Origin of the sequence: Pseudomonas sp. NPDC086251 (genome assembly GCF_044746405.1) — a bacterium.
Lineage (GTDB): Bacteria > Pseudomonadota > Gammaproteobacteria > Pseudomonadales > Pseudomonadaceae > Aquipseudomonas.
Map to the genome: position 1 here is coordinate 108,199 of NZ_JBIVBY010000014.1, position 21,996 is coordinate 130,194.

Below are 21,996 nucleotides of genomic sequence, written 5' to 3' on the forward strand. Positions count from 1 at the left end.
TTCGTCTGCGTGGGCCTTCTAGCTTTGTTTGATTGGTGTGATTTCTCGACGAACTAACTTCGAGTTTTGCGCATGTTGCTGGAGCAGGCCTTCGTCGATTTGAAGGAAGCCTGGCAGGCGATCATGGAAGTGAACTTCGAGTACATCAACTCGGAAGTGAACCCGGCGATGGCCAACATCGTCGGCCCGAGCGAAGCGATTGTGGTCTCCACGTTCCACATCGAACTCGATGGCGGTGGCGGCGACCTGCACGTGACCATGCCGTACTCGATGATCGAGCCGGTGCGCGAAATGCTCGACGCCGGTTTCCAGTCGGACCTCGACGATCAGGACGAGCGCTGGGTCAACGCCTTGCGCCAGGACGTGCTCGACGTCGACGTGCCGATCGGTGCCACCGTCGCCCGTCGCCAGTTGCGCCTGCGGGACATCCTGCACATGCAGCCGGGGGACATTATCCCGGTGGAAATGCCGGACGAAATGATCATGCGCGCCAACGGCGTGCCTGCGTTCAAGGTCAAGATGGGCTCGCACAAAGGCAACCTCGCGTTGCAAGTGATCGAGCCGATCGAGCGCCGCTGAGCGGCGCCTCCCACATTCGCTTTTTGACTGACCGCTTCTAATTGAATGGTCGCCCGCCGAGGACAAATTGATGGCTAACGATATGAACACCCAGGACGACCAGGCGCTGGCCGATGAATGGGCTGCGGCCCTGGAAGAAACCGGTGACGCCGGGCAGGACGACATCGACGCCTTGCTGGCCGCCGATGCCGCCAGCTCGCCGTCCAACCGTCTGCCGATGGAAGAGTTCGGCAGCGTGCCGAAGAACAACGATCCGGTCACCCTGGACGGTCCGAACCTGGACGTGATCCTCGATATCCCGGTATCGATTTCCATGGAAGTCGGCAGCACCGACATCAACATCCGCAACCTGCTGCAACTCAACCAGGGTTCGGTGATCGAGCTCGACCGCCTGGCCGGTGAACCGCTGGACGTGCTGGTCAACGGCACGCTCATCGCGCACGGCGAAGTGGTGGTGGTCAACGAGAAGTTCGGCATCCGCCTGACCGACGTGATCAGCCCAAGCGAACGCATCAAGAAGCTGCGCTAAGTGAAAAAGGTTCTGGGCTTTGTGTTGGCGCTGCCGTTGAGCGTTCTGGCTGCCGAGCCGGTGACAACGGCGACGGCTGCCGCTGCGCCGGCCGTCAGCAGCGGCGTGGCCGGGCAATTGACGCAACTGGTGTTCGGCTTGCTGCTGGTGCTGGGGTTGATCTTCCTCCTCGCCTGGCTGCTGCGCCGGGTCCAGCAGGCCGGGCCGGCCGGCAAGGGGCAGGTGATCGAACTGATCGGCTCTCGTGCGCTGGGCCCGCGTGACCGATTGATGCTGGTGCAAGTCGGCAACGAGCAGATCTTGCTCGGCCTCAGCCCCGGCTCCATCACCGCGTTGCATGTGCTCAAGGAGCCGGTGCAAGTGCCGAGCAGTACTGAAAAAGCGACTCCGGAGTTTGCCCAGCGTCTATTGGAGATGCTCGGCAAGGATCATAAGGATAAGAAGTAATGGCTGCGTTACGCATCGTCTTGACGCTGGTCCTGATGCTGGCCGCGCCGCTGGCGTTCGCCGCCGATCCGTTGTCGATCCCGGCCATCACCCTGGGCACCAACGCACAGGGTGCGCAGGAATACTCGGTCAGCCTGCAAATCCTGCTGATCATGACCGCGCTGAGTTTCATCCCGGCGTTCGTCATGCTGATGACCAGTTTCACCCGGATCATCATCGTCTTCTCGATCCTGCGCCAGGCCCTTGGCTTGCAGCAGACACCGTCGAACCAGATCCTCACCGGCATGGCGCTGTTCCTGACCCTGTTCATCATGGCGCCAGTGTTCGACCGGGTTAACCAGGACGCCTTGCAACCGTATCTGGCAGAGAAACTCACCGCTCAGGATGCCGTGGCCAAGGCTCAGGTACCGATCAAGGACTTCATGCTCGCGCAGACGCGCAGCAGCGATCTTGAGCTGTTCATGCGCCTCTCAAAACGTACCGACATCGCCACGCCGGATCAGGCGCCGCTGACGATTCTGGTGCCGGCCTTCGTGACGTCCGAGCTGAAAACCGCCTTCCAGATTGGCTTCATGATCTTTATTCCGTTCCTGATCATCGACCTGGTCGTGGCCAGTGTGCTGATGGCCATGGGCATGATGATGCTCTCGCCACTGATCATTTCCCTGCCGTTCAAGATCATGCTGTTCGTGCTGGTGGATGGCTGGGCGTTGATCATCGGCACACTGGCGAGCAGCTTCGGCGGTGTCTCGCCATGACGCCAGAAGTTGCCGTAGACATCTTTCGCGAAGCGCTGTGGCTGACCACCATGATGGTCGCGGTGCTGGTGATTCCGAGTTTGCTCGTGGGCTTGCTGGTGGCGATGTTTCAGGCGGCCACGCAGATCAACGAACAGACACTGAGCTTCCTGCCGCGCCTGCTGGTGATGCTGGTGACGCTGATCGTTGCCGGGCCGTGGCTGGTGCAGACCTTCATGGAATACATCCTGCAGTTGTACGGCAGCATTCCTCAGGTCATTGGCTAAACCATGCCGTCGCTGCTGCAGCTGACCGATACCCAGATCAGTACGTGGGTGGCGACGTTCATGTTGCCGCTGTTTCGCGTCGGCGCACTACTGATGGTCATGCCGGTATTTGGTACGACCCTGGTGCCCAGGCGCGTACGTCTTTACTTCACCCTGGCGATCACCGTGGTGATTGCGCCCGGCCTGCCGCCGATGCCGCCGGTCAATGCGCTGGACTTGAGCGGGTTGCTGCTGATTGCCGAGCAGATCCTCATCGGCGCGGTGCTGGGTTTCTCCTTGCAGCTGTTCTTCCAGGCCTTCGTGGTTGCCGGGCAGATCGTCTCGATCCAGATGGGCATGGGCTTCGCCTCCATGGTCGACCCTACCAACGGCGTGTCGGTGGCGGTAATCGGGCAGTTCTTCACCATGCTGGTGACGCTGCTGTTCTTGGCCATGAATGGCCATCTGGTGGTCTTCGAAGTCCTCACCGAAAGCTTCACCACGCTGCCGGTGGGCAGTGGTTTGATGGTCAATCATTTCTGGGAGCTGGCTGGCAAACTCGGCTGGGTTCTCGGGGCGGCGCTGATGCTGGTACTGCCGGCAATCACCGCGCTGCTGGTGGTCAACATCGCGTTTGGCGTGATGACCCGGGCGGCGCCGCAACTCAACATCTTCTCCATCGGCTTTCCACTGACCCTGGTGCTCGGGCTGTTCATCGTCTGGGTCGGGCTGGCGGACATCATCAATCAGTACCAACCGCTGGCTTCCGAAGCCTTGCAGTGGCTACGCGAACTGGCAAAGGCGCGCTGAGTCATGGCTGAGAGCGAAAGCGGTCAGGACAAAACAGAAGACCCCACGGACAAAAAGAAAAAGGACGCCCGTGAGAAGGGTGAGATTGCCCGCTCCAAAGAGCTCAATACCCTGGCGATCATGCTCGCCGGTGCCGGTGGGCTGCTGATTTTTGGTGGGGCGCTGGCGCAGGAATTGATGGAGCTGATGCGCCTGAACTTCACGCTGTCGCGGGAGGTGTTGCTGGATCAGCGCTCCATGGGCACCTACCTGCTGCACTCGGGGCAGATTGCCTTGCTGGCGATTCAGCCAGTGATGATCACCTTATTGCTCGCCGCGTTGATCGGCCCGATTTCTCTGGGTGGCTGGCTGTTCTCCGCCGGCACCATGGCGCCCAAGTTCAGCCGCATGAACCCCGGTGCTGGCCTCAAGCGAATGTTCTCGTCCAAGGCCATAGCGGAATTGCTCAAGGCCCTGGCAAAGTTTTTCATCGTATTGTTTGTCGCCCTGGTGGTGTTGTCCTCGGACATTGACGACCTGCTGCGCATCGCCCACGAACCTTTGGACATGGCGATCATTCACAGCCTGCAAGTGGTCGGCTGGAGCACCTTGTGGATGGCTTGCGGGCTGATCATCATCGCCGCCGTGGACGTGCCGATCCAGCTCTGGGAAAGCATCAAGAAACTGAAGATGACCAAGCAGGAAGTGCGCGACGAGCACAAGGACCAGGAAGGACGCCCCGAGGTCAAACAACGAATCCGCCAACTGCAACGCGAAATGTCCCAGCGGCGGATGATGGCGGCGGTGCCCGACGCGGACGTGGTCATCACCAACCCGACCCATTACGCCGTGGCGCTAGAGTACGACCCGGACAAGGGCGCTGCTCCGGTGCTACTGGCCAAGGGCAGTGATTTCCTGGCGCTGAAAATGCGTGAAATTGCAGTGGCGAATAATGTGCTGCTGCTGGAGTCACCGGCGCTGGCGCGGTCGATTTACTACTCCACGGAGCTGGAGCAGGAAATTCCGGGTGGGTTGTATCTGGCCGTGGCGCAGGTGCTGGCGTATGTCTACCAGATTCGGCAGTACCGCGCCGGTAAAGGCAAACGACCGGATCCGCTTAAGGATGATCTGCCGATTCCGCCGGATTTGCGCCGGGATGCCTGATTCGAAAATCAAAAGATCGCAGCATGCGGCAGCTCACATTGGAATGCGTTTCCCTGTAGAGCTGCCGAAGGCTGCGATCTTTTTTCTTGCGCCAACCCCAATTCAACTCAACGCCTGATCTTCGGCAGCATCCCGGCCAGGATGTTGTCCTTGTCGATCAGTTGGTGTTTCAACGCAATCAACAGATGCCCACCGACCAACGCGCCGCAGAACCACGACGTCCAGGTATGAATGTACTTGGCCAGGTCGTAGAGATCTGGATCGGGATCAACCAGTGGCGGCAGGAAGAACAGGCCCGCCACGAGAATGGGTTTGTCGGCGACCGAACTCCAGTACCAGCCGGAAACGGGCAGGGCAATCAAGGCAATGGCGTAGAGCAGAACATGGCCAATCATGGCTCCGCGCTTCATCGCCGCCGTCATGCTGTCCGGCAGGGCTGGCGGTCGGTTCTTCAGTCGCCAGGCAACGCGTACGACAATCATCAAGAGCAGGGTGCTGGCCAGTGCCTTGTGCAGAAAGGTCAGTTCGTGATGCGGGTTCAGCTCATCACGCCAGTGGGTGGCCAGAATGCCCAGTGTCCAGCTCGTCATCCAGACGAGCGCCATGCCCCAGTGCAGCCATTTGGCGGTGCTGGTGTACTCCGTGGGTTTTGTCTCCAGCATTTCTCTTTCTACCTGTTTTCCAGACCTTCTCGATTTTTCATCGTCCAGAGGTGGCATTAACGAGGTATTAGGGAGGGCATCAGAACGCTGTGACCCTCAAGATTTTTTGTTGGCTGTTCCGGCCCCATCGCGAGCAGGCTCGCTCCCACATTGGAATGCGTTCCCCTGTGGGAGCGAGCCTGCTCGCGATGGGGCCGGTACTGCCAACACAAATCCCCCCGACTGTTTAACCCCCCGGCAAAAGTTGGAAGGCTTCTTGCAGTAGCCGCTTTGCGCCTGCTTCAGGCGTCAAAAGTTTGCTTTAAAGGAACGGGGAAAACCGGTGGATCGCTCTCAGTTACTCAACAGTGCTCGCACAAACGTTGCCGATTTAAGTCGGGGCAATCTGGGCGTGCCGTTGTTGCTGCTGGTCATGCTGGCGATGATGATGTTGCCCATCCCGCCGTTCCTGCTCGACGTGTTTTTCACGTTCAACATTGCGCTGTCGATTGTCGTCCTGCTGGTCTGCGTCTACGCCTTGCGCCCGCTGGATTTCGCGGTGTTCCCGACCATTCTGCTGGTGGCGACGCTGTTGCGACTGGCGTTGAACGTGGCTTCGACGCGGGTGGTGATGCTTCACGGCCAGGATGGGCACGCGTCCGCCGGTAAGGTGATCCAGGCCTTCGGTGAGGTGGTGATCGGCGGCAACTACGTGGTCGGTATCGTGGTCTTCGCGATTTTGATGATCATCAACTTCGTCGTGGTGACCAAGGGTGCCGGGCGGATTTCCGAGGTGAGCGCGCGTTTCACCCTCGATGCGATGCCCGGCAAACAGATGGCCATCGACGCCGACTTGAACGCCGGCCTGATCGATCAGAACCAGGCCAAACTGCGCCGGATGGAAGTGGCCCAGGAAGCCGAGTTCTACGGTTCCATGGACGGTGCCAGCAAGTTCGTTCGCGGTGACGCCATCGCCGGCCTGCTGATTCTGTTCATCAACCTGATCGGCGGCATGGCGGTCGGTATCTTTCAGCACGGCATGACCTTCGGCGATGCCGGCAAGGTCTACGCGCTGTTGACCATCGGTGACGGTTTGGTGGCGCAATTGCCATCACTGTTGTTATCGACAGCGGCCGCGATCATGGTGACCCGTGCTTCCGGTTCCGAAGACATGGGCAAGCAGATCAATCGCCAGATGTTCGCTTCGCCAAAGGCGTTGGCGGTGGCAGCGGGTTTGATGGCGGTCATGGGCCTGGTGCCGGGCATGCCGCATTTCTCCTTCCTGAGCATGGCGGCGCTGGCGGCGGGCGGTGCGTACCTGTTCTGGAAGAAGCAGAACACCGTCAAGGTCCAGGCCCTGCAAGAGATCAAGCGTCAGCAGGAAATGCTCCCGTCCCCGGCCCGCGCCCAGGAAACCAAGGAACTGGGCTGGGACGACGTGACCCCGATCGACATGATTGGCCTGGAAGTCGGTTATCGCCTGATTCCACTGGTGGACCGCAACCAGGGCGGTCAATTGCTGGCGCGGATCAAGGGCGTGCGCAAGAAGCTCTCGCAAGACCTGGGCTTCCTGATGCCGACGGTGCATATCCGTGACAACCTCGACCTGGCGCCGAGCGCCTACCGCCTGACCCTCATGGGCGTGATCCTGGCCGAAGCCGAGATTTACCCGGACCGCGAACTGGCGATCAACCCGGGACAGGTCTACGGTACGTTGAACGGCATTACCGCCAAAGATCCGGCTTTCGGCCTGGAGGCGGTCTGGATCGAAATCAGCCAGCGTGCGCAGGCGCAATCGCTCGGTTACACCGTGGTCGATGCCAGTACGGTCGTGGCCACCCACTTGAACCAGATTTTGTACAAACACTCCAGTGAGCTGATCGGCCACGAGGAAGTGCAGCAACTCATGCAATTGCTGGCCAAAAGCTCGCCGAAACTGGCGGAAGAACTGGTGCCGGGCGTGCTGTCGTTGTCGCAACTGCTCAAGGTGTTGCAGGCGCTGCTGGCCGAACAAGTACCGGTACGGGACATTCGCAGCATCGCCGAGGCGATCGCCAACAATGCCAACAAGAGTCAAGATACTGCCGCGTTGGTGGCCGCCGTGCGCGTCGGCGTATCTCGCGCTATCGTCCAAAGCATTGTAGGCACTGACTCCGAGCTCCCTGTGATCACGCTGGAGCCAAGGTTGGAACAGATATTGCTCAATAGTCTTCAGAAGGCAGGACAAGGCTCGGAAGAGGGCGTTCTGCTGGAGCCAAGCATGGCTGAGAAGTTGCAGCGCTCGTTGATCGATGCGGCGCAGCGTCAGGAAATGCAAGGTCAACCGGTGATTCTGCTGGTGGCCGGTCCGGTTCGCGCGATGTTGTCGCGATTCGGCCGACTGGCAGTCCCGGGTTTGCACGTGTTGGCGTATCAGGAAATTCCTGACAACAAGCAAGTGACCATCGTTGCGACAGTAGGGCCCAACGGCTGAGGTAGTGGTTTATGCAAGTTAAGCGTTTTTTCGCCGCCGATATGCGTCAGGCCATGAAACTGGTTCGTGATGAGCTGGGCGCCGATGCCGCCATCATTGGCAACCGCCGGATCGCCGGTGGTGTCGAGCTGACGGCTGCCCTGGATTACAAGCTGTCGGCGCTGGCGCCGCGTGTGCCGAACATGGAACTCGAAGACGAGCTGCGCAAGACCCAGTCGCGGATCGTCACCGCCCAGGCCGAACTGAGCCTGCGCAGCGAAGGCGAGAGCGACAAGGCGACTAATCGCCAGTTGTTCGCCGGCCTGCCGCTGACCGCCGCCGAACCGCTGATCGAGCCGACCTACGCCGAACCGCGTCGTCCTGCGCCGGCTCCTGCGCCAGCGTCGAATGGCGTCGACCCGCGTGCATTCGACTCAATGCGTTTCGAACTCAATAGCCTGCGTGAATTGATGGAAGTGCAGCTGGGCTCGCTGGCCTGGAATCAGCTGCAAGGCAGCCGTCCGGCCCAGGCCAACCTCTGGCGCCGCCTGCAACGCATTGGCCTGTCCGGCCCGTTGTCGCGGGACCTGCTGGCACTGATCAGTGATATTGAAGAACCTCGTCAGGCCTGGCGGATGCTGTTGGCGCACCTGGCACGGATGATCGCCACCCCGGAAGTCGAGCCGCTGGAAGAGGGCGGTGTGATCGCCATGGTCGGCCCTGCCGGCATGGGCAAGACCACCACGCTGGCCAAGCTCGCGGCCCGTTACGTGCTCAAGTACGGCGCGCAGAACATCGCGCTGGTGAGCATGGACAGCTATCGCATTGGCGCCCAGGAACAACTCAAGACCCTGGGGCGCATCCTCAACGTCTCTGTGACCCACGTCGACCCGGGCCAGTCCCTGGTGCAGGCGCTGGAACCCTTGCTGCGCAAACGCGTGGTGCTGATCGATACCGCGGGCCTCCAGGCCAGCGATCCGGCACTGCGGATGCAGCTCGAAAGCCTGGCCGGTCGTGGCATCAAATCGAAAAATTATCTGGTTTTGGCAACCACCAGCCAGAAACAGGTTCTAACCGCCGCTTATCACAGTTACAAACGCTGCGGGCTTGCTGGCTGCATCCTGACTAAACTGGATGAAACGGCAAGTCTGGGCGAGGTGTTGAGCCTGGCCATCAGTCATGAATTGCCGGTGGCCTACCTGACCGATGGCCCGCGGATTCCGGATGATTTGCATCTGCCGCGTCGTCATCAGTTGGTCAGTCGCGCCGTAAGCGTGCAAATGCAAGAAGAACCCAGCGAAGAAGCCATGGCTGACATGTTCGCTGATATTTACCACAGCCCGACCAAGCAGGTTGGCTGAGGTATTAATGAACAGTTTTTGTACCTACATCGATGGTCTGCCATGCATTGTTCCGTTTGTGAACGCGCAGCCAGTAATGTGGCCTCCGTCTAAGTAAGACAAGGTAAAGAAATTCATGGGCAGCATGCATCCCGTACAGGTGATCGCGGTGACCGGCGGCAAAGGTGGCGTCGGGAAGACTAACGTGTCAGTGAACTTGTCCCTGGCTCTAGCGGAGCTCGGCCGGCGCGTGATGCTGCTGGACGCCGATCTGGGGCTGGCGAACGTCGACGTTCTGCTGGGACTGACACCCAAACGTACCCTGGCCGACGTGATCGAAGGCCGCTGTGAGCTGCGCGACGTGTTGTTGCAAGGCCCTGGCGGCATCCGCATCGTCCCGGCCGCATCCGGTACCCAGAGCATGGTTCATTTGAGCCCGGCTCAACATGCCGGCCTGATCCAGGCGTTCAGCGATATCGGCGACAACCTCGACGTATTGGTGATCGACACCGCGGCGGGCATTGGTGATTCGGTGGTCAGTTTCGTTCGCGCCGCGCAAGAAGTCTTGCTGGTGGTGTGTGACGAACCGACGTCGATCACCGACGCCTACGCACTGATCAAACTGCTGAACCGCGATTACGGCATGAACCGCTTCCGCGTCCTGGCCAACATGGCCCAGAGCCCGCAGGAAGGTCGCAACCTGTTTGCCAAGTTGACCAAAGTCACGGATCGCTTCCTCGACGTTGCCTTGCAATACGTCGGTGCGGTGCCGTACGACGAAAGCGTGCGCAAGGCCGTGCAGAAGCAGCGCGCCGTGTATGAAGCGTTCCCGCGTTCCAAGTGCTCGCTGGCGTTCAAGGCGATTGCGCAGAAGGTCGATACCTGGCCACTGCCGGCCAACCCGCGTGGGCACCTGGAGTTTTTCGTCGAGCGCCTCGTGCAACAAACGGCAGGACCGGTGCTATGACAGCCAGCGGTTACAACCTCTACAAGAAATCGGCACGTGACGCGCAGTACGAGCTGATCGAGCGTTACGCGCCACTGGTTAAACGCATTGCCTACCACTTGCTGGCGCGTCTGCCGGCCAGTGTCCAGGTCGAAGACCTGATCCAGGCCGGGATGATCGGCCTGCTTGAAGTGTCGACCAAATACGACGCCAGCAAAGGCGCGAGTTTCGAGACGTACGCGGGCATCCGCATCCGCGGCGCGATGCTCGATGAAGTGCGCAAGGGGGACTGGGCGCCACGTTCGGTCCACCGCAATACCCGGATGGTCAGCGACGCCATTCGCTCGATTGAAGCTAAAACCGGTCGTGACGCTAAAGATCACGAAGTTGCGGCCGAACTCCAATTGAGTCTCGACGATTATTACGGGATTTTGAACGACACCCTGGGCAGCCGGTTATTCAGTTTCGACGATCTGTTGCAGGACGGCGAACACGAAGGGCTGCACGAGGATGGCGCGAGTGCACATACGGAGCCGTCACGCGATCTGGAAGATGAACGCTTCCAGGCGGCGCTGGCGGACGCGATTGCCAATTTGCCGGAGCGTGAGCGACTGGTGTTGGCGCTGTACTACGACGAAGAGTTGAACCTCAAGGAAATCGGCGAAGTCCTGGGAGTCAGCGAATCTCGGGTCAGCCAGTTACACAGCCAGTGCGCGGCCCGTTTGCGGGGGCGTTTGGGGGAGTGGCGAGCGCGCTGAAGGCAGTGTGGGGACACTGCGAACGTGGCTGGTGTGGTGTTGAAACTGCGCCGGTCTCGATCTGTTGTGCTCCAGACAGTCATTGAGTGCTTTGCCGGATTGATTGAAATGGCGCGTCCAGGTGCTGGGCGCGTTTAAGACTGCTTGGAGGTCGAATTGGACAAGAACATGAAAATCCTCATCGTTGATGACTTCTCAACGATGCGGCGGATCATAAAAAACCTGTTGCGTGACCTTGGGTTCACCAACACGGTCGAGGCTGACGATGGCACAACCGCCATTCCGGTTCTCAACAGCGGAAGCATCGACTTTCTGGTAACGGACTGGAACATGCCTGGCATGACCGGTATCGACTTGCTGCGCCACGTGCGCGCCGATGAAAAGCTCAAGCACTTGCCCGTGCTGATGGTGACCGCTGAAGCCAAGCGCGAGCAGATCATCGAAGCGGCCCAGGCCGGTGTAAACGGCTATGTGGTCAAACCCTTCACGGCCCAGGCGTTGAAAGAAAAAATCGAGAAGATTTTCGAACGCATCGGTTGAGCAACTGCGCCACGGGGAAGCTATGGAGCATATCGAATCTTCACAGGGTGACTTCGAGTCGACCCTGAAAAAACACGCCGTCGAACTGGTCGAAAGCCTTGAAAAAGGCAAGTTCGGCGACGCTGTGCAACTGATCCATGAGCTCAACCAGACCCGTGACCGCGGCCTGTACCAGGAAGTGGGAAAGCTCACTCGCGAGCTGCACAGTGCGATCGTCAATTTCCAGATTGACCCGAACATGCCGCAAGCCGAGGAAGTGTCACAGATCACGGACGCCACCGAGCGCCTGGGGTATGTGGTCAAACTGACCGAGGCGGCGGCCAACCGCACCATGGACCTGGTGGAAAACGCCACGCCGCTGGTCAACAGCCTGAGCACTGAAGCCCAGGCCTTGAGCACCGATTGGGGACGGTTCATGCGTCGCGAAGTCGGAGCTGAAGAGTTCCGTGAACTGGCGCGGCGAGTCGACGGTTTCCTGACACGCAGCAGCGAAGACAATCGCGTGGTGTCGAGCAACCTTAACGACATCCTGCTCGCCCAGGATTACCAGGACCTCACCGGTCAGGTAATCAAGCGCGTGACGCAGTTGGTCACCGAAGTTGAAAGCAACCTGCTCAAGCTCGTGCTTATGGCCAGTCAGGTGGACCGCTTTGCGGGCATCGAACATGACCGTGAAGCGATGCTGGCAGAAAAAGATCCGCAAAAACATCTCTCTCAGGGTGAAGGTCCGCAGATTCATGCCGATAAAAGAGAAGACGTTGTGTCCGGTCAGGACGATGTAGACGATTTGCTTTCCAGCCTTGGATTCTAGGAGCACCCCATACATGAGCTTCGGCGCCGATGAAGAGATCCTTCAGGATTTCCTGGTTGAGGCCGGCGAGATTCTAGAGCAACTGTCCGAACAGCTGGTCGAGCTTGAAAGCCGACCGGATGATGCGGACCTGCTCAATGCAATTTTTCGCGGTTTTCACACTGTAAAAGGGGGCGCCGGCTTCCTCCAGCTCCATGAGCTGGTGGAGTGCTGTCACATCGCCGAGAACGTGTTCGACATCCTGCGCAAGGGTGAGCGACGCGTCGACTCGGAACTGATGGACGTGGTTCTCGAAGCGCTGGACGCGGTGAACAGCATGTTTGCCGAAGTCCGCGAGCGCAGCCCGGTCACGGCTGCCACGCCTGAATTGCTTGCAGCCCTGGCCCGTCTGGCCGAGCCGCAAACGGCTGATGAAGCGGCTCCGGTCGCTGAAGTGGTCGAAGAACCGACTGCTGAAAGCGAATCGGGCGACATCACCGATAACGAATTCGAACAACTGCTGGACTCGCTGAATGCCGTCAAGGCACAAGCCGAAGCGACGCCAGTCGTTGCGCCGCCGCCTGCCGGCGATGCCGCTGGCAGCGACGAAATTACCGATGCCGAGTTCGAGTCGTTGCTTGATCAACTGCACGGCAAAGGCCAGTTTGCGGTCGATGCGGTGGCCCCGGCGCCAGCAGCTCCTGCAGCCCCGAAAGCGCCAGGCGACAGCTCCGACATCACCGACGACGAGTTCGAAGCACTGCTCGATCAGTTGCACGGCAAAGGCAACTTTGCGGTCGATGCGCTGGAATCGGCGATTGCTTCGGTACCGACACCGGCCGCACCGACCGCAGCAGCGGTGGGCGGCGATCTGATCTCCGATCACGAGTTCGAATCGCTGCTCGACGAATTGCACGGCAAAGGCAAGTTCACTGAAGTCGGCACCGGTTCGGCGGCCTCTTCTGTTGCGGCGCCAGTGGCGAAAGCTGCTGCACCGAAACTCGTTGCGAAAGCGCCCGAGCCAAAAGCCGAAGCGCCGAAACCGGCTGCCGCTGCCGCACCGGCTCCGGCCCGTGCCCCGGCTGCGCCGCCACCGGAAAAACCGGCCAGCGAAGCCGAGACCACTGTGCGGGTCGATACCGCGCGTCTCGACGAAATCATGAACATGGTCGGCGAACTGGTGCTGGTGCGTAACCGCCTGGTGCGCCTGGGTGCCAACAGCGCCGATGAGGCCATGTCCAAAGCCGTGTCGAACCTCGACGTGGTCACGGCCGACCTGCAAACCGCGGTCATGAAGACCCGGATGCAACCGATCAAGAAAGTCTTCGGGCGCTTCCCGCGCCTGGTTCGCGACCTGGCTCGCCAGCTCAAGAAAGAGATCATCCTGGAACTGGTCGGCGAAGAAACCGACCTCGACAAGAACCTCGTCGAGGCCCTGGCCGACCCGCTGGTCCACTTGGTGCGCAACGCGGTCGACCACGGCATCGAGTCGCCGGAAGAACGCGAAGCCTCGGGCAAGTCCCGCGGTGGCAAGGTCATTCTCGCCGCCGAACAGGAAGGCGACCACATCCTGCTGTCGATCTCCGATGACGGCAAAGGCATGGACCCGAACGTCCTGCGTTCGATCGCGGTAAAACGCGGTGTGATGGACAAGGATGCCGCTGATCGCCTGAGCGACACCGAATGCTACAACCTGATTTTCGCGCCAGGCTTCTCGACCAAAACCGAGATCTCCGACGTGTCGGGTCGTGGCGTGGGCATGGACGTGGTGAAAACCAAGATTTCCCAGCTCAACGGCTCGATCAACATCTACTCGACCAAGGGCCAGGGCTCGAAGATCGTCATCAAGGTGCCGTTGACCCTGGCGATCATGCCGACGCTGATGGTCATGCTCGGCAACCAGGCGTTTGCGTTCCCGCTGGTGAACGTCAACGAGATCTTCCACCTCGACCTGTCGCGCACCAACGTGGTGGACGGCCAGGAAGTGGTGATCGTGCGGGACAAGGCGCTGCCTTTGTTCTACCTCAAACGCTGGCTGGTCAGCTCCGCCGCTCACGAAGAGCAGCGTGAAGGCCATGTGGTGATCCTTTCGGTGGGCACTCAACGGATCGGCTTCGTCGTCGACCAGTTGGTGGGCCAGGAAGAAGTGGTCATCAAGCCATTGGGCAAAATGCTCCAGGGAACCCCGGGCATGTCCGGCGCCACCATCACCGGTGACGGCCGCATTGCGCTGATTCTCGATGTTCCGAGCATGCTCAAGCGTTACGCCGCACGGCGTATTTGATTCTGGTGGAGCGGGGCGACTGAGCCTCGCTCCGTCTAACGGAGTGTTTATGGCAGTCAAAGTCCTGGTGGTGGACGATTCGGGGTTTTTCCGCCGCCGCGTCTCGGAAATTCTTTCAGCGGATCCGAATATCCAGGTCGTCGGCACGGCGACCAACGGAAAAGAGGCGATTGATCAGGCCCTGGCCCTCAAGCCAGACGTGATCACCATGGACTACGAGATGCCGATGATGGATGGCATCACGGCGGTGCGGCACATCATGCAGCGCTGCCCGACCCCGGTGTTGATGTTCTCCTCGCTGACGCACGAAGGCGCCCGGGTCACCCTGGATGCGCTGGACGCTGGCGCGGTGGATTTCCTGCCGAAGAATTTCGAAGACATCTCCCGCAACCCGGAGAAGGTCAAGCAACTGCTGTGCGAGAAGATTCTGAGCATTTCGCGCAGCAACCGCCGAGTCAGCGCCTACGCTGCCCCGGCTCCTGTCGCTGCACCCGCTCCGACGCCTGCGCCTTCAAGCGTCGGCAGTTATGGCAGCAGTGCGCCTGCACGTCCGGCACCTGCGCCGCTGCCGACGCGTACGCACGCGGCCAGCCCGTCGTCGCCCGCGCCGAAACGCAAAGCCTACAAACTGGTCGCCATCGGTACATCCACTGGCGGTCCGGTTGCGCTGCAGCGGGTCCTGACGCAATTGCCGGCCAACTTTCCGGCACCGATCGTGTTGATCCAGCACATGCCGGCCGCCTTCACCAAGGCCTTCGCCGAGCGTCTGGACAAGCTCTGCCGCATCAGCGTCAAGGAAGCCGAGGATGGCGACATCCTGCGTCCGGGCCTGGCGCTGTTGGCGCCGGGTGGCAAGCAAATGATGATCGACGGCCGTGGCGCGGTGAAAATCCTCCCCGGCGATGAGCGTCTGAATTACAAGCCGTGCGTGGACATCACCTTCGGTTCGGCGGCCAAGTCCTATGGTGACAAAGTTCTGGCGGTGGTGTTGACCGGCATGGGCGCCGACGGTCGCGAAGGCGCGCGTCTGCTCAAGCAGGGCGGCAGCTCGATCTGGGCCCAGGATGAAGCCAGCTGCGTGATCTACGGCATGCCGATGGCCATCGTCAAAGCCGAACTCGCCGACGCGGTGTACGGCCTGGACGACATCGGCAAGCATCTGGTCGAGGCTTGCATCTGATGGATGTTCTAAGCCTTATCGGGATCATCATGGCGTTTGTCGCGATCATTGGCGGCAACTACCTTGAAGGCGGTCACCTCGGCGCCCTGGCCAACGGCCCGGCAGCGTTGATCGTGATCGGCGGGACCATCGGCGCAGCACTGCTGCAATCGCCGATGAGCGCGTTCAAGCGCGCCATGCAGATTCTGGCCTGGATCCTGTTTCCACCCCGTGTGGACCTGGCCGGCGGCGTCGATCGCGTCGTCAATTGGAGCCTGACCGCGCGCAAGGAAGGTCTGCTGGGTCTGGAAGGGGTGGCCGACGCCGAACCCGACAACTACTCGCGCAAAGGCCTGCAATTGCTGGTGGACGGCGCCGAGCCGGAAGCGATCCGGAGCATCCTCGAGGTGGATTTCTACACCCAGGAAAGCCGCGACATCGAAGCCGCCAAAGTCTTCGAAAGCATGGGCGGCTACGCGCCGACCATCGGCATCATCGGTGCGGTAATGGGCCTGATTCACGTCATGGGCAACCTTGGCGATCCATCGCAACTGGGCAGCGGCATCGCCGTAGCCTTCGTCGCCACCATCTACGGCGTGGCCAGTGCCAACCTGGTGCTGCTGCCGATTGCCGCCAAACTCAAGTCCGTCGCGCTGCGCCAGTCGCGTTATCGCGAGATGTTGCTGGAAGGCATCCTGTCGATCGCCGAAGGTGAAAACCCTCGCTCTATCGAGTTGAAGCTTCAGGGCTTCATGGATTGATGGGAGACATGGACCATGGCACGTCGCCGGCAACCTGAAGAACACGTAAACCATGAGCGTTGGCTGGTGTCCTACGCCGACTTCATCACCTTGCTGTTCGCTTTTTTCGTGGTCATGTACTCGATCTCTTCGATCAATGAAAGCAAGTACAAGGTCATCTCGGAAGCGTTGATCGGCGTGTTCACCGATACCGATCGCGCGCTCAAACCGATTCCGATCGGCGACGAGCGGCCGAAGACCGTGACCCCGGCCAAGCCGCTGGTCAAGGATGCCGAGCAGGTTGACGCCGGTATTGCCGGTGCCAGCGATCCGCTGAAAAGCATTGCCGATGACATCAGTGCGGCGTTCGGTGACTTGATCAGCTCTAACCAGATGACCGTGCGCGGCAACGAGCTGTGGGTCGAGATTGAACTCAATTCCAGCCTGTTGTTCGGCAGCGGCGACGCCATGCCCAGCGACATCGCGTTCAATATCATCGACAAGGTCGCGGCGATTCTGAAGCCGTTCGATAACCCGATTCACGTCGAAGGTTTCACCGACGATCAACCGATCCGCACCTCGCAGTACCCGACCAACTGGGAACTGTCCTCGGCCCGTTCGGCGAGCATCGTGCGCATGCTGGCGATGCAGGGTGTGAACCCCGGTCGGCTGGCGTCGGTGGGCTACGGCGAATTCCAGCCGGTGGCCAATAACGCCACGGCAGAAGGCCGTGCGCGCAACCGTCGGGTGGTGCTGGTGGTGTCGCGAAATCTCGATGTACGCCGCAGCCTCACCGGTACCGGAACCGCCAATGCGAAACCGGACGCCGCGTTGAAGCGTGCTGGCACACAAACTGCACCTACCCCGGTCAAGTCGCCGGTACGAGAGAGCGCCGTCAATTCTCCGTCACCCGCATTAATACGTTGAGCTATTTCCCGGTCGACCCGACCGGGTGGAACAATCCGAATGAGAGTCTGGGCCGTTGCCAATCAAAAGGGTGGTGTTGGTAAAACCACTTCCTCTATCGCTTTAGCCGGTTTACTGGCCGAGGCGGGCAAGCGCGTGGTTGTGGTCGATCTCGACCCACACGGCTCGATGACCAGCTATTTCGGTTACGACCCCGACACCCTGGAACACAGCAGCTACGACCTGTTCCTGCACAAGGGCAGCGTGCCGCAAGGCTTGCCCGGGCAGTTGTTGATGCCCACCAGTCACGAGAGTATTTCCCTGTTGCCGTCGAGCACCGCGCTGGCGACCCTTGAGCGTCAGTCGCCGGGCCAGAGTGGCTTGGGCCTGGTGATCGCCAAGAGTCTGGCGCAGTTGTGGCAGGACTTCGATTACGCCGTGATCGACAGCCCGCCGTTGCTCGGCGTGCTGATGGTCAATGCCTTGGCGGCGAGCCAGCAGCTGGTGATCCCGGTGCAGACCGAACACCTGGCCGTCAAAGGCCTGGAGCGCATGGTCAACACCCTGGCGATGATCAACCGCTCACGCAAACAGGCGCTGCCGTTCAGCATCGTGCCGACGTTGTTTGATCGCCGTACCCAGGCGTCCCTCGGGACGTTGCGAGTGTTACGCGACAAGTACCCGGAAGAAATCTGGCAGGGTTATATCCCGGTCGACACGCGCTTGCGTGACGCCAGCCGTGCCGGCGTGACGCCTTCGCAATTCGACGGCAAAAGCCGTGGCGTTCTCGCCTACCGCGCGCTGCTCAAGCACCTGTTGGCGGCACAACTTGTCCCGCAGGTGGCCTGACATGAACACAAATCCCGTAGGAGCGAGGCTTGCCCGCGAAGGCCGCAACACGGTCTCCACAGTTAAACCGCGTATTCGTTCTTCGCGGGCGAGCCTCGCTCCTACAGGGGCGGGCGTATGAATCGGCCGGTAAAAACCACTTCGCGTCCGCAGTTAGCGCTCCAGTCTTATCTGGACAGCTTGCTGATGGAGGCGACTGAAGCGTTGCCGCTGGAAGTCGAAGCGGTTGCTGAAGTGATCGAGGTAGTCGAAGCGGTCGAGGCTGAAGCTGCGCTGGACGAGTTCCAGGCCGCGGTGCTCGAAGAGCAGGCGCGGGATGCGCAGAAACCTGACGCTGGCGCCGAGCCAGTCGTCGCGCAAGCACCGGTTGCAGTCATCGAAGCGCCAGCGCCCATTCTTGCGCCGGTATCGACCATCGCACCGCTGCTGCAAGCCCTGGTGCCACCGGTGGTCGAAGTCCATCTGCCGCCGAGCAACACGCCGCCACCGGTGGAAACCGATGGCCGTCCGTCCTGGGCTGCCGAACCGTTCGAATGCCTGTTGTTCGATGTCGCCGGGTTGACCCTGGCGGTGCCGCTGGTGTGCCTGGGTTCGATTTATTCCCTGGCCGGTCACGAACTTACGCCGCTGTTCGGCCAGCCGGAATGGTTCCTCGGGATCCTGCCGAGCCAGGCCGGCAACCTGAAAGTGCTGGATACCGCGCGCTGGGTCATGCCTGATCGTTATCGCGACGATTTCCGCCAGGGCCTGCAATACGTCATATCGGTTCAGGGCTACGAGTGGGGGCTGGCGGTGCATCAGGTCAGCCGCTCGTTGCGCCTGGACCCCAACGAAATCAAATGGAGAAGTCATCGAGGTCAACGGCCATGGCTGGCGGGCACGGTGATTGAACACATGTGTGCGTTGCTCGACGTTTCGGCGCTGGCCGAGTTGATCGCCAGCGGCGGGGCCAAGCACCTGAGCAGCATCAAGCCGGCTCACAAACCGACATAACAAACACGCGACGGCATCCAGTGCCGTCGCACAGAACACACACCGCTAGGGCGGTTTTTCGAGGGGTCAGGGTATGAATGATAAGGCGTCGTCTGCAAAGGGTTCTGAAGATCCGATCCTGCAATGGGTGACCTTCAAGCTGGACAATGAAACCTACGGCATCAACGTGATGCGCGTTCAGGAAGTCCTGCGTTACACCGAAATCGCTCCAGTCCCGGGTGCCCCGAGCTACGTGCTGGGCATCATCAACCTGCGCGGCAACGTGGTCACCGTGATCGACACCCGACAGCGCTTCGGCCTGATGAATGCCGAGATCAGCGACAACACCCGTATCGTCATCATCGAAGCCGACAAGCAAGTGGTCGGGATCATGGTCGACAGCGTGGCCGAAGTGGTTTACCTGCGTCAGTCGGAAATCGAAACCGCGCCAAACGTCGGTAACGAAGAGTCCGCCAAGTTTATTCAAGGCGTGTGCAACAAGAACAACGAATTGCTGATCCTGGTCGAACTGGACAAGATGATGAGCGAAGAAGAATGGTCGGACCTGGAGAACATCTGATTGATTCTTGAGGTGGCGGTTATTGTCCTGTTCCTCTTCTGGGCAGGCACGCTGGCGATGTTTGTGTCGTACATCCGCGCTCAGCGTGTGATCGCGGCGCAACAGGCCGAGGGCGATGCGCTGCGCGATCAGCGCATCAAGGACCTGGCCAAGCGCGTTGACAACTACCAGAGCGGCAACGTGCGCATGGGTGAAGATCTGCACGAACTGCGCGCGGTGGTCGGGCCGTTGCCGGACAAACTGGCGCAGCTGGAACAGCGTGACCCGTCGAGCCTGTCGTTTGCCCAGGCGGCGCGATTGGTGGGGATGGGCGCGAGCGTCGATGAACTGACTCAGTCCTGCGGATTGACCCAAGCTGAGGCGGAATTGATGAGCAAGTTGCACAAGAACTGAAGATCAAAAGATCGCAGCCTCATTGCACTCGACAGCTCCTACATGGGATGGCGTACACCCCGTAGGAGCTGTCGAGTGCAACGAGGCTGCGATCTTTTTACATACAACCCAACTCAATAATCATCCCCACGCTCGGTCACATCCTTCTCGACCCTCGGCGCATCCGGATCCTGCCCCTGCGGAAACTTGCCCTTCAAATTCCACGCAAACGCAATGATCTCGGCAATCGTGCGGTACAACTCCTCCGGGATACTCTCCCCCAATTCCATCCGTGCCAGCAGTTTCACCAGCTCGGCGTTTTCATAGATCGGCACTTCACAGTCGCGGGCAATTTTCAGAATGGCTTCGGCCAGTTCCTCGTCACCTTTTGCCGTGAGGGTAGGGGCGTGGGTGCCGTCGTATTTGAGGGCGATGGCCTGGCGCGGGGTATTGGGGTTTTTCATGCTGTTTCGTCGACCCAACGTTGTTCGAGGCTGGTTTGGGGCCCTTGGGGCGGTGTGCCGAGGTGGCAATCGATGTCACCGACGTTCAGCCCGGATGCCAACAGGCGTTGGCGCAGTGCGGCCAGGTTGTTTTCGATCAGGCTGGCGGTGTACGGCCGTTCGGCCCAGAGCTGGCTGGAGAGGCTGCCCTTGATCAATTGCGCCTGAATCTGCAACGGCCCCAGCGGCTCCATGTCGAACGCCAGCTCGACCCGCCACAGCTGTTGTTTGGGTGGGCGTTCCTCATTGCGTTCTTTTGGCGGTTCTTTCTCGGGGGCGTCTTCGCGCTGGAACTTGACCTGCAACGGCACGATGTCCTGCAAATTGCGCATCGGGATTTCCAGTTGCCAGGTGCTCATCAGCCGCCCGTCGCTGGTAACGCCAGTTTGTTCCAGGCTCGACAATTGATGGCTTTGCAGGCGAGAAACCGCGGCGGCGGCCAGGCGTAGCAGGTGCTCAAGGTCGCCTTCGTCGTCCGAGCTCTGCAACAGTCGCTCGGGCAGCGGGAAACTGGTCGGCGACGGTTTGGCGCTGACCTGCCCGAGCATGCCGAGGGCGTTACGGACAAAACTTGGCATCGCCTGGGCCAGGGTATTGGCGGCAATGATTGCGTTGAAACTGCTGTTGGCCGGCAGCCCCGGCGTCAGTTGCGCGATCAGTTTGAGCAGATCGCCCTTCATGTCCGGGGTCAGCGTCGGGTTCTGTCCGGCGAGCAGTTTGCTTTCCAGGAACACGCCGCTATTGGCCAACGCCAGGGCCAGGCCTTTTGCCGTGCTGAGCTGCTGAACATCAGGCAGGCCGGAGAGCAACTTGTCGACGGCAGCGCGCAGGTCACTGGAAGTCTGACTTGAGGCCGGCAGGTTTTGCAGGAGTTTGAGCAGGCCGTCCAGCGAGCCTTGGCGGCTCTGTTGGCTGACCAATTGCTGGGTCACCGCCAATTGCTCCTGACGGCTGCTCAACGGCACGAATTTCAACGTCTGGCTGTCCTGCACCTGCGCGCTCAACAATGTGCCGATGCGCAGTGGCTGCGGGCTGTCGATGCTCAGCGTACTGCCGCTCAACGCAGTATTGAGCAGGCTCACCATCGAACGAAACACCGTGGGCTGGCCCGGCACTTGCGGCAACACCTGGGAGGTCAGTACTTTGCCTTGCAACAGGGTACCGACGGGTAATTGCGATGTGTCGAGGCGGGTGAGGGTGGCGACGCTGGAGGCGATGGCCTGTTGCACGGTGATGGCCAGGTTGCCCGCCGACGGCTGGGTGATCGCAAGGCTGGTGCCCTGAGGCAGCGGCTGCGTGCTGGTGGCCTGGACCGTGGTCTGGCGGCCGCTGTCGAGGGTAACTTTGAGCAACAGTTGAAAGGTCTGATCCGCCTGCTTCAGCGATAGCACTTCGGCCTTGGCGGTCTGACCGGCGCTGATCAGGCCCTCCATTGGCGTCAGCAGCTTGAGCAATTCGCCGCTGACCGTCTGCGGACGAGAAGTCGCAGGCACGGTCGGCGGGAGCGGGAGGATGTTCATTTCGCCTGTCATACGCGGTCACAACCTGAGGAAATTGCCCTCTTTAGAGCGGGGCGTGGCATGTATAATGCCGCCCCGTTGTAGCCGGGGCGCTGAAAACATTTCAAATACTTGATCCAGCTCCCTAGAACGG

Annotated in this window: 23 protein-coding genes and 1 pseudogene; 21 read left to right on the forward strand and 3 right to left on the reverse strand. The window is 60.4% G+C overall.

Going from position 1 to position 21,996, the window contains the following annotated elements; all coding sequences use genetic code 11:
* From ACIPL2_RS18190 to flhB, 7 genes and pseudogenes are all read left to right on the forward strand, one after another.
* Positions 1-579, forward strand: a pseudogene (locus tag ACIPL2_RS18190) (FliM/FliN family flagellar motor switch protein); the annotation flags it as partial.
* Between the two features lie 70 nt (positions 580-649).
* Positions 650-1,108: a flagellar motor switch protein FliN gene (fliN, locus tag ACIPL2_RS18195; protein WP_008151080.1), complete on the forward strand. Its 459-nt coding sequence runs from the start codon at positions 650-652 to the stop codon at positions 1,106-1,108.
* Positions 1,109-1,555, forward strand: coding sequence for a flagellar biosynthetic protein FliO (gene fliO / locus ACIPL2_RS18200; RefSeq protein ID WP_401358346.1), 447 nt, complete (start codon positions 1,109-1,111; stop codon positions 1,553-1,555).
* Complete coding sequence (gene fliP / locus ACIPL2_RS18205) at positions 1,555-2,313, forward strand: flagellar type III secretion system pore protein FliP (RefSeq protein WP_401358347.1); 759 nt, start codon at positions 1,555-1,557, stop codon at positions 2,311-2,313. Before fliO ends, fliP begins: the two co-directional genes overlap by 1 nt.
* Positions 2,310-2,579, forward strand: coding sequence for a flagellar biosynthesis protein FliQ (fliQ, locus tag ACIPL2_RS18210; protein WP_007948918.1), 270 nt, complete (start codon positions 2,310-2,312; stop codon positions 2,577-2,579). The genes fliP and fliQ overlap by 4 nt, the downstream gene beginning before the upstream one ends.
* A gap of 3 nt (positions 2,580-2,582) precedes the next feature.
* Positions 2,583-3,368, forward strand: coding sequence for a flagellar biosynthetic protein FliR (gene fliR, locus ACIPL2_RS18215; protein WP_401358348.1), 786 nt, complete (start codon positions 2,583-2,585; stop codon positions 3,366-3,368).
* Between the two features lie 3 nt (positions 3,369-3,371).
* Positions 3,372-4,511: a flagellar biosynthesis protein FlhB gene (flhB, locus tag ACIPL2_RS18220; protein WP_401358349.1), complete on the forward strand. Its 1,140-nt coding sequence runs from the start codon at positions 3,372-3,374 to the stop codon at positions 4,509-4,511.
* Between the two features lie 107 nt (positions 4,512-4,618).
* Here the strand turns inward: flhB and ACIPL2_RS18225 are convergent, their stop codons facing one another.
* Positions 4,619-5,173 (reverse strand): cytochrome b, encoded by a 555-nt coding sequence (locus tag ACIPL2_RS18225; protein WP_401358351.1) that lies wholly within the window; start codon positions 5,171-5,173, stop codon positions 4,619-4,621.
* Between the two features lie 322 nt (positions 5,174-5,495).
* Between ACIPL2_RS18225 and flhA the strand changes: the two genes are divergently transcribed.
* From flhA to ACIPL2_RS18295, 14 genes are all read left to right on the forward strand, one after another.
* Positions 5,496-7,625 (forward strand): flagellar biosynthesis protein FlhA, encoded by a 2,130-nt coding sequence (gene flhA / locus ACIPL2_RS18230; protein WP_059407553.1) that lies wholly within the window; start codon positions 5,496-5,498, stop codon positions 7,623-7,625.
* An 11-nt stretch (positions 7,626-7,636) separates the two neighbouring features.
* Positions 7,637-8,965, forward strand: coding sequence for a flagellar biosynthesis protein FlhF (gene flhF / locus ACIPL2_RS18235; protein ID WP_401358353.1), 1,329 nt, complete (start codon positions 7,637-7,639; stop codon positions 8,963-8,965).
* 115 nt (positions 8,966-9,080) lie between these two features.
* Positions 9,081-9,911: a flagellar synthesis regulator FleN gene (fleN, locus tag ACIPL2_RS18240; RefSeq protein ID WP_008001746.1), complete on the forward strand. Its 831-nt coding sequence runs from the start codon at positions 9,081-9,083 to the stop codon at positions 9,909-9,911.
* Positions 9,908-10,648: an RNA polymerase sigma factor FliA gene (fliA, locus tag ACIPL2_RS18245; RefSeq protein WP_007975362.1), complete on the forward strand. Its 741-nt coding sequence runs from the start codon at positions 9,908-9,910 to the stop codon at positions 10,646-10,648. The genes fleN and fliA overlap by 4 nt, the downstream gene beginning before the upstream one ends.
* A gap of 168 nt (positions 10,649-10,816) precedes the next feature.
* Positions 10,817-11,188, forward strand: a complete 372-nt coding sequence (locus ACIPL2_RS18250; RefSeq protein WP_003183998.1) for a chemotaxis response regulator CheY — start codon at positions 10,817-10,819, stop codon at positions 11,186-11,188.
* Between the two features lie 22 nt (positions 11,189-11,210).
* Positions 11,211-11,999, forward strand: a complete 789-nt coding sequence (locus ACIPL2_RS18255) for a protein phosphatase CheZ (RefSeq protein ID WP_401358354.1) — start codon at positions 11,211-11,213, stop codon at positions 11,997-11,999.
* A 13-nt stretch (positions 12,000-12,012) separates the two neighbouring features.
* A complete protein-coding gene (locus tag ACIPL2_RS18260) occupies positions 12,013-14,262 on the forward strand; it encodes a chemotaxis protein CheA (protein WP_401358355.1) in 2,250 nt (749 codons plus the stop codon).
* A gap of 49 nt (positions 14,263-14,311) precedes the next feature.
* Positions 14,312-15,442, forward strand: a complete 1,131-nt coding sequence (locus ACIPL2_RS18265; RefSeq protein ID WP_401358356.1) for a chemotaxis response regulator protein-glutamate methylesterase — start codon at positions 14,312-14,314, stop codon at positions 15,440-15,442.
* A complete protein-coding gene (locus ACIPL2_RS18270) occupies positions 15,442-16,182 on the forward strand; it encodes a flagellar motor protein (RefSeq protein WP_401358357.1) in 741 nt (246 codons plus the stop codon). The genes ACIPL2_RS18265 and ACIPL2_RS18270 overlap by 1 nt, the downstream gene beginning before the upstream one ends.
* A 15-nt stretch (positions 16,183-16,197) precedes the next feature.
* Positions 16,198-17,088 (forward strand): flagellar motor protein MotD, encoded by an 891-nt coding sequence (gene motD / locus ACIPL2_RS18275; RefSeq protein WP_401358358.1) that lies wholly within the window; start codon positions 16,198-16,200, stop codon positions 17,086-17,088.
* A gap of 39 nt (positions 17,089-17,127) precedes the next feature.
* A complete protein-coding gene (locus ACIPL2_RS18280; protein WP_401358360.1) occupies positions 17,128-17,916 on the forward strand; it encodes a ParA family protein in 789 nt (262 codons plus the stop codon).
* Positions 17,917-18,033: 117 nt separating this feature from the next.
* Positions 18,034-18,909, forward strand: a complete 876-nt coding sequence (locus ACIPL2_RS18285) for a CheW domain-containing protein (protein WP_401358361.1) — start codon at positions 18,034-18,036, stop codon at positions 18,907-18,909.
* 73 nt (positions 18,910-18,982) lie between these two features.
* A complete protein-coding gene (locus tag ACIPL2_RS18290) occupies positions 18,983-19,468 on the forward strand; it encodes a chemotaxis protein CheW (RefSeq protein ID WP_131061597.1) in 486 nt (161 codons plus the stop codon).
* Positions 19,469-19,861 (forward strand): DUF2802 domain-containing protein, encoded by a 393-nt coding sequence (locus ACIPL2_RS18295; RefSeq protein ID WP_059407543.1) that lies wholly within the window; start codon positions 19,469-19,471, stop codon positions 19,859-19,861.
* A 113-nt stretch (positions 19,862-19,974) separates the two neighbouring features.
* On the opposite strand, the gene ACIPL2_RS18300 is transcribed toward ACIPL2_RS18295, so the two are convergent.
* Both ACIPL2_RS18300 and ACIPL2_RS18305 read right to left on the reverse strand, forming a co-directional pair.
* On the reverse strand, positions 19,975-20,304 hold the full coding sequence (locus ACIPL2_RS18300) for an EscU/YscU/HrcU family type III secretion system export apparatus switch protein (RefSeq protein ID WP_401358363.1): 330 nt from the start codon (positions 20,302-20,304) through the stop codon (positions 19,975-19,977).
* A complete protein-coding gene (locus ACIPL2_RS18305; RefSeq protein WP_401358365.1) occupies positions 20,301-21,875 on the reverse strand; it encodes a flagellar hook-length control protein FliK in 1,575 nt (524 codons plus the stop codon). Before ACIPL2_RS18305 ends, ACIPL2_RS18300 begins: the two co-directional genes overlap by 4 nt.
* Between the last annotated feature and the right edge of the window lie 121 nt (positions 21,876-21,996).

Bases quoted from the DNA above. Each gene is read 5' to 3' on its own strand.
- fliN (WP_008151080.1), top strand. From the start codon at position 650: ATGGCTAACGATATGAACACCCAGGACGACCAGGCGCTGGCCGATGAA.
- fliP (WP_401358347.1), top strand. From the start codon at position 1,555: ATGGCTGCGTTACGCATCGTCTTGACGCTGGTCCTGATGCTGGCCGCG.
- fliQ (WP_007948918.1), top strand. From the start codon at position 2,310: ATGACGCCAGAAGTTGCCGTAGACATCTTTCGCGAAGCGCTGTGGCTG.
- fliR (WP_401358348.1), top strand. From the start codon at position 2,583: ATGCCGTCGCTGCTGCAGCTGACCGATACCCAGATCAGTACGTGGGTG.
- flhB (WP_401358349.1), top strand. From the start codon at position 3,372: ATGGCTGAGAGCGAAAGCGGTCAGGACAAAACAGAAGACCCCACGGAC.
- ACIPL2_RS18225 (WP_401358351.1), bottom strand. From the start codon at position 5,173: ATGCTGGAGACAAAACCCACGGAGTACACCAGCACCGCCAAATGGCTG.
- flhF (WP_401358353.1), top strand. From the start codon at position 7,637: ATGCAAGTTAAGCGTTTTTTCGCCGCCGATATGCGTCAGGCCATGAAA.
- fleN (WP_008001746.1), top strand. From the start codon at position 9,081: ATGGGCAGCATGCATCCCGTACAGGTGATCGCGGTGACCGGCGGCAAA.
- fliA (WP_007975362.1), top strand. From the start codon at position 9,908: ATGACAGCCAGCGGTTACAACCTCTACAAGAAATCGGCACGTGACGCG.
- ACIPL2_RS18250 (WP_003183998.1), top strand. From the start codon at position 10,817: ATGAAAATCCTCATCGTTGATGACTTCTCAACGATGCGGCGGATCATA.
- ACIPL2_RS18255 (WP_401358354.1), top strand. From the start codon at position 11,211: ATGGAGCATATCGAATCTTCACAGGGTGACTTCGAGTCGACCCTGAAA.
- ACIPL2_RS18260 (WP_401358355.1), top strand. From the start codon at position 12,013: ATGAGCTTCGGCGCCGATGAAGAGATCCTTCAGGATTTCCTGGTTGAG.
- ACIPL2_RS18265 (WP_401358356.1), top strand. From the start codon at position 14,312: ATGGCAGTCAAAGTCCTGGTGGTGGACGATTCGGGGTTTTTCCGCCGC.
- ACIPL2_RS18270 (WP_401358357.1), top strand. From the start codon at position 15,442: ATGGATGTTCTAAGCCTTATCGGGATCATCATGGCGTTTGTCGCGATC.
- motD (WP_401358358.1), top strand. From the start codon at position 16,198: ATGGCACGTCGCCGGCAACCTGAAGAACACGTAAACCATGAGCGTTGG.
- ACIPL2_RS18280 (WP_401358360.1), top strand. From the start codon at position 17,128: ATGAGAGTCTGGGCCGTTGCCAATCAAAAGGGTGGTGTTGGTAAAACC.
- ACIPL2_RS18285 (WP_401358361.1), top strand. From the start codon at position 18,034: ATGAATCGGCCGGTAAAAACCACTTCGCGTCCGCAGTTAGCGCTCCAG.
- ACIPL2_RS18290 (WP_131061597.1), top strand. From the start codon at position 18,983: ATGAATGATAAGGCGTCGTCTGCAAAGGGTTCTGAAGATCCGATCCTG.
- ACIPL2_RS18300 (WP_401358363.1), bottom strand. From the start codon at position 20,304: ATGAAAAACCCCAATACCCCGCGCCAGGCCATCGCCCTCAAATACGAC.
- ACIPL2_RS18305 (WP_401358365.1), bottom strand. From the start codon at position 21,875: ATGACAGGCGAAATGAACATCCTCCCGCTCCCGCCGACCGTGCCTGCG.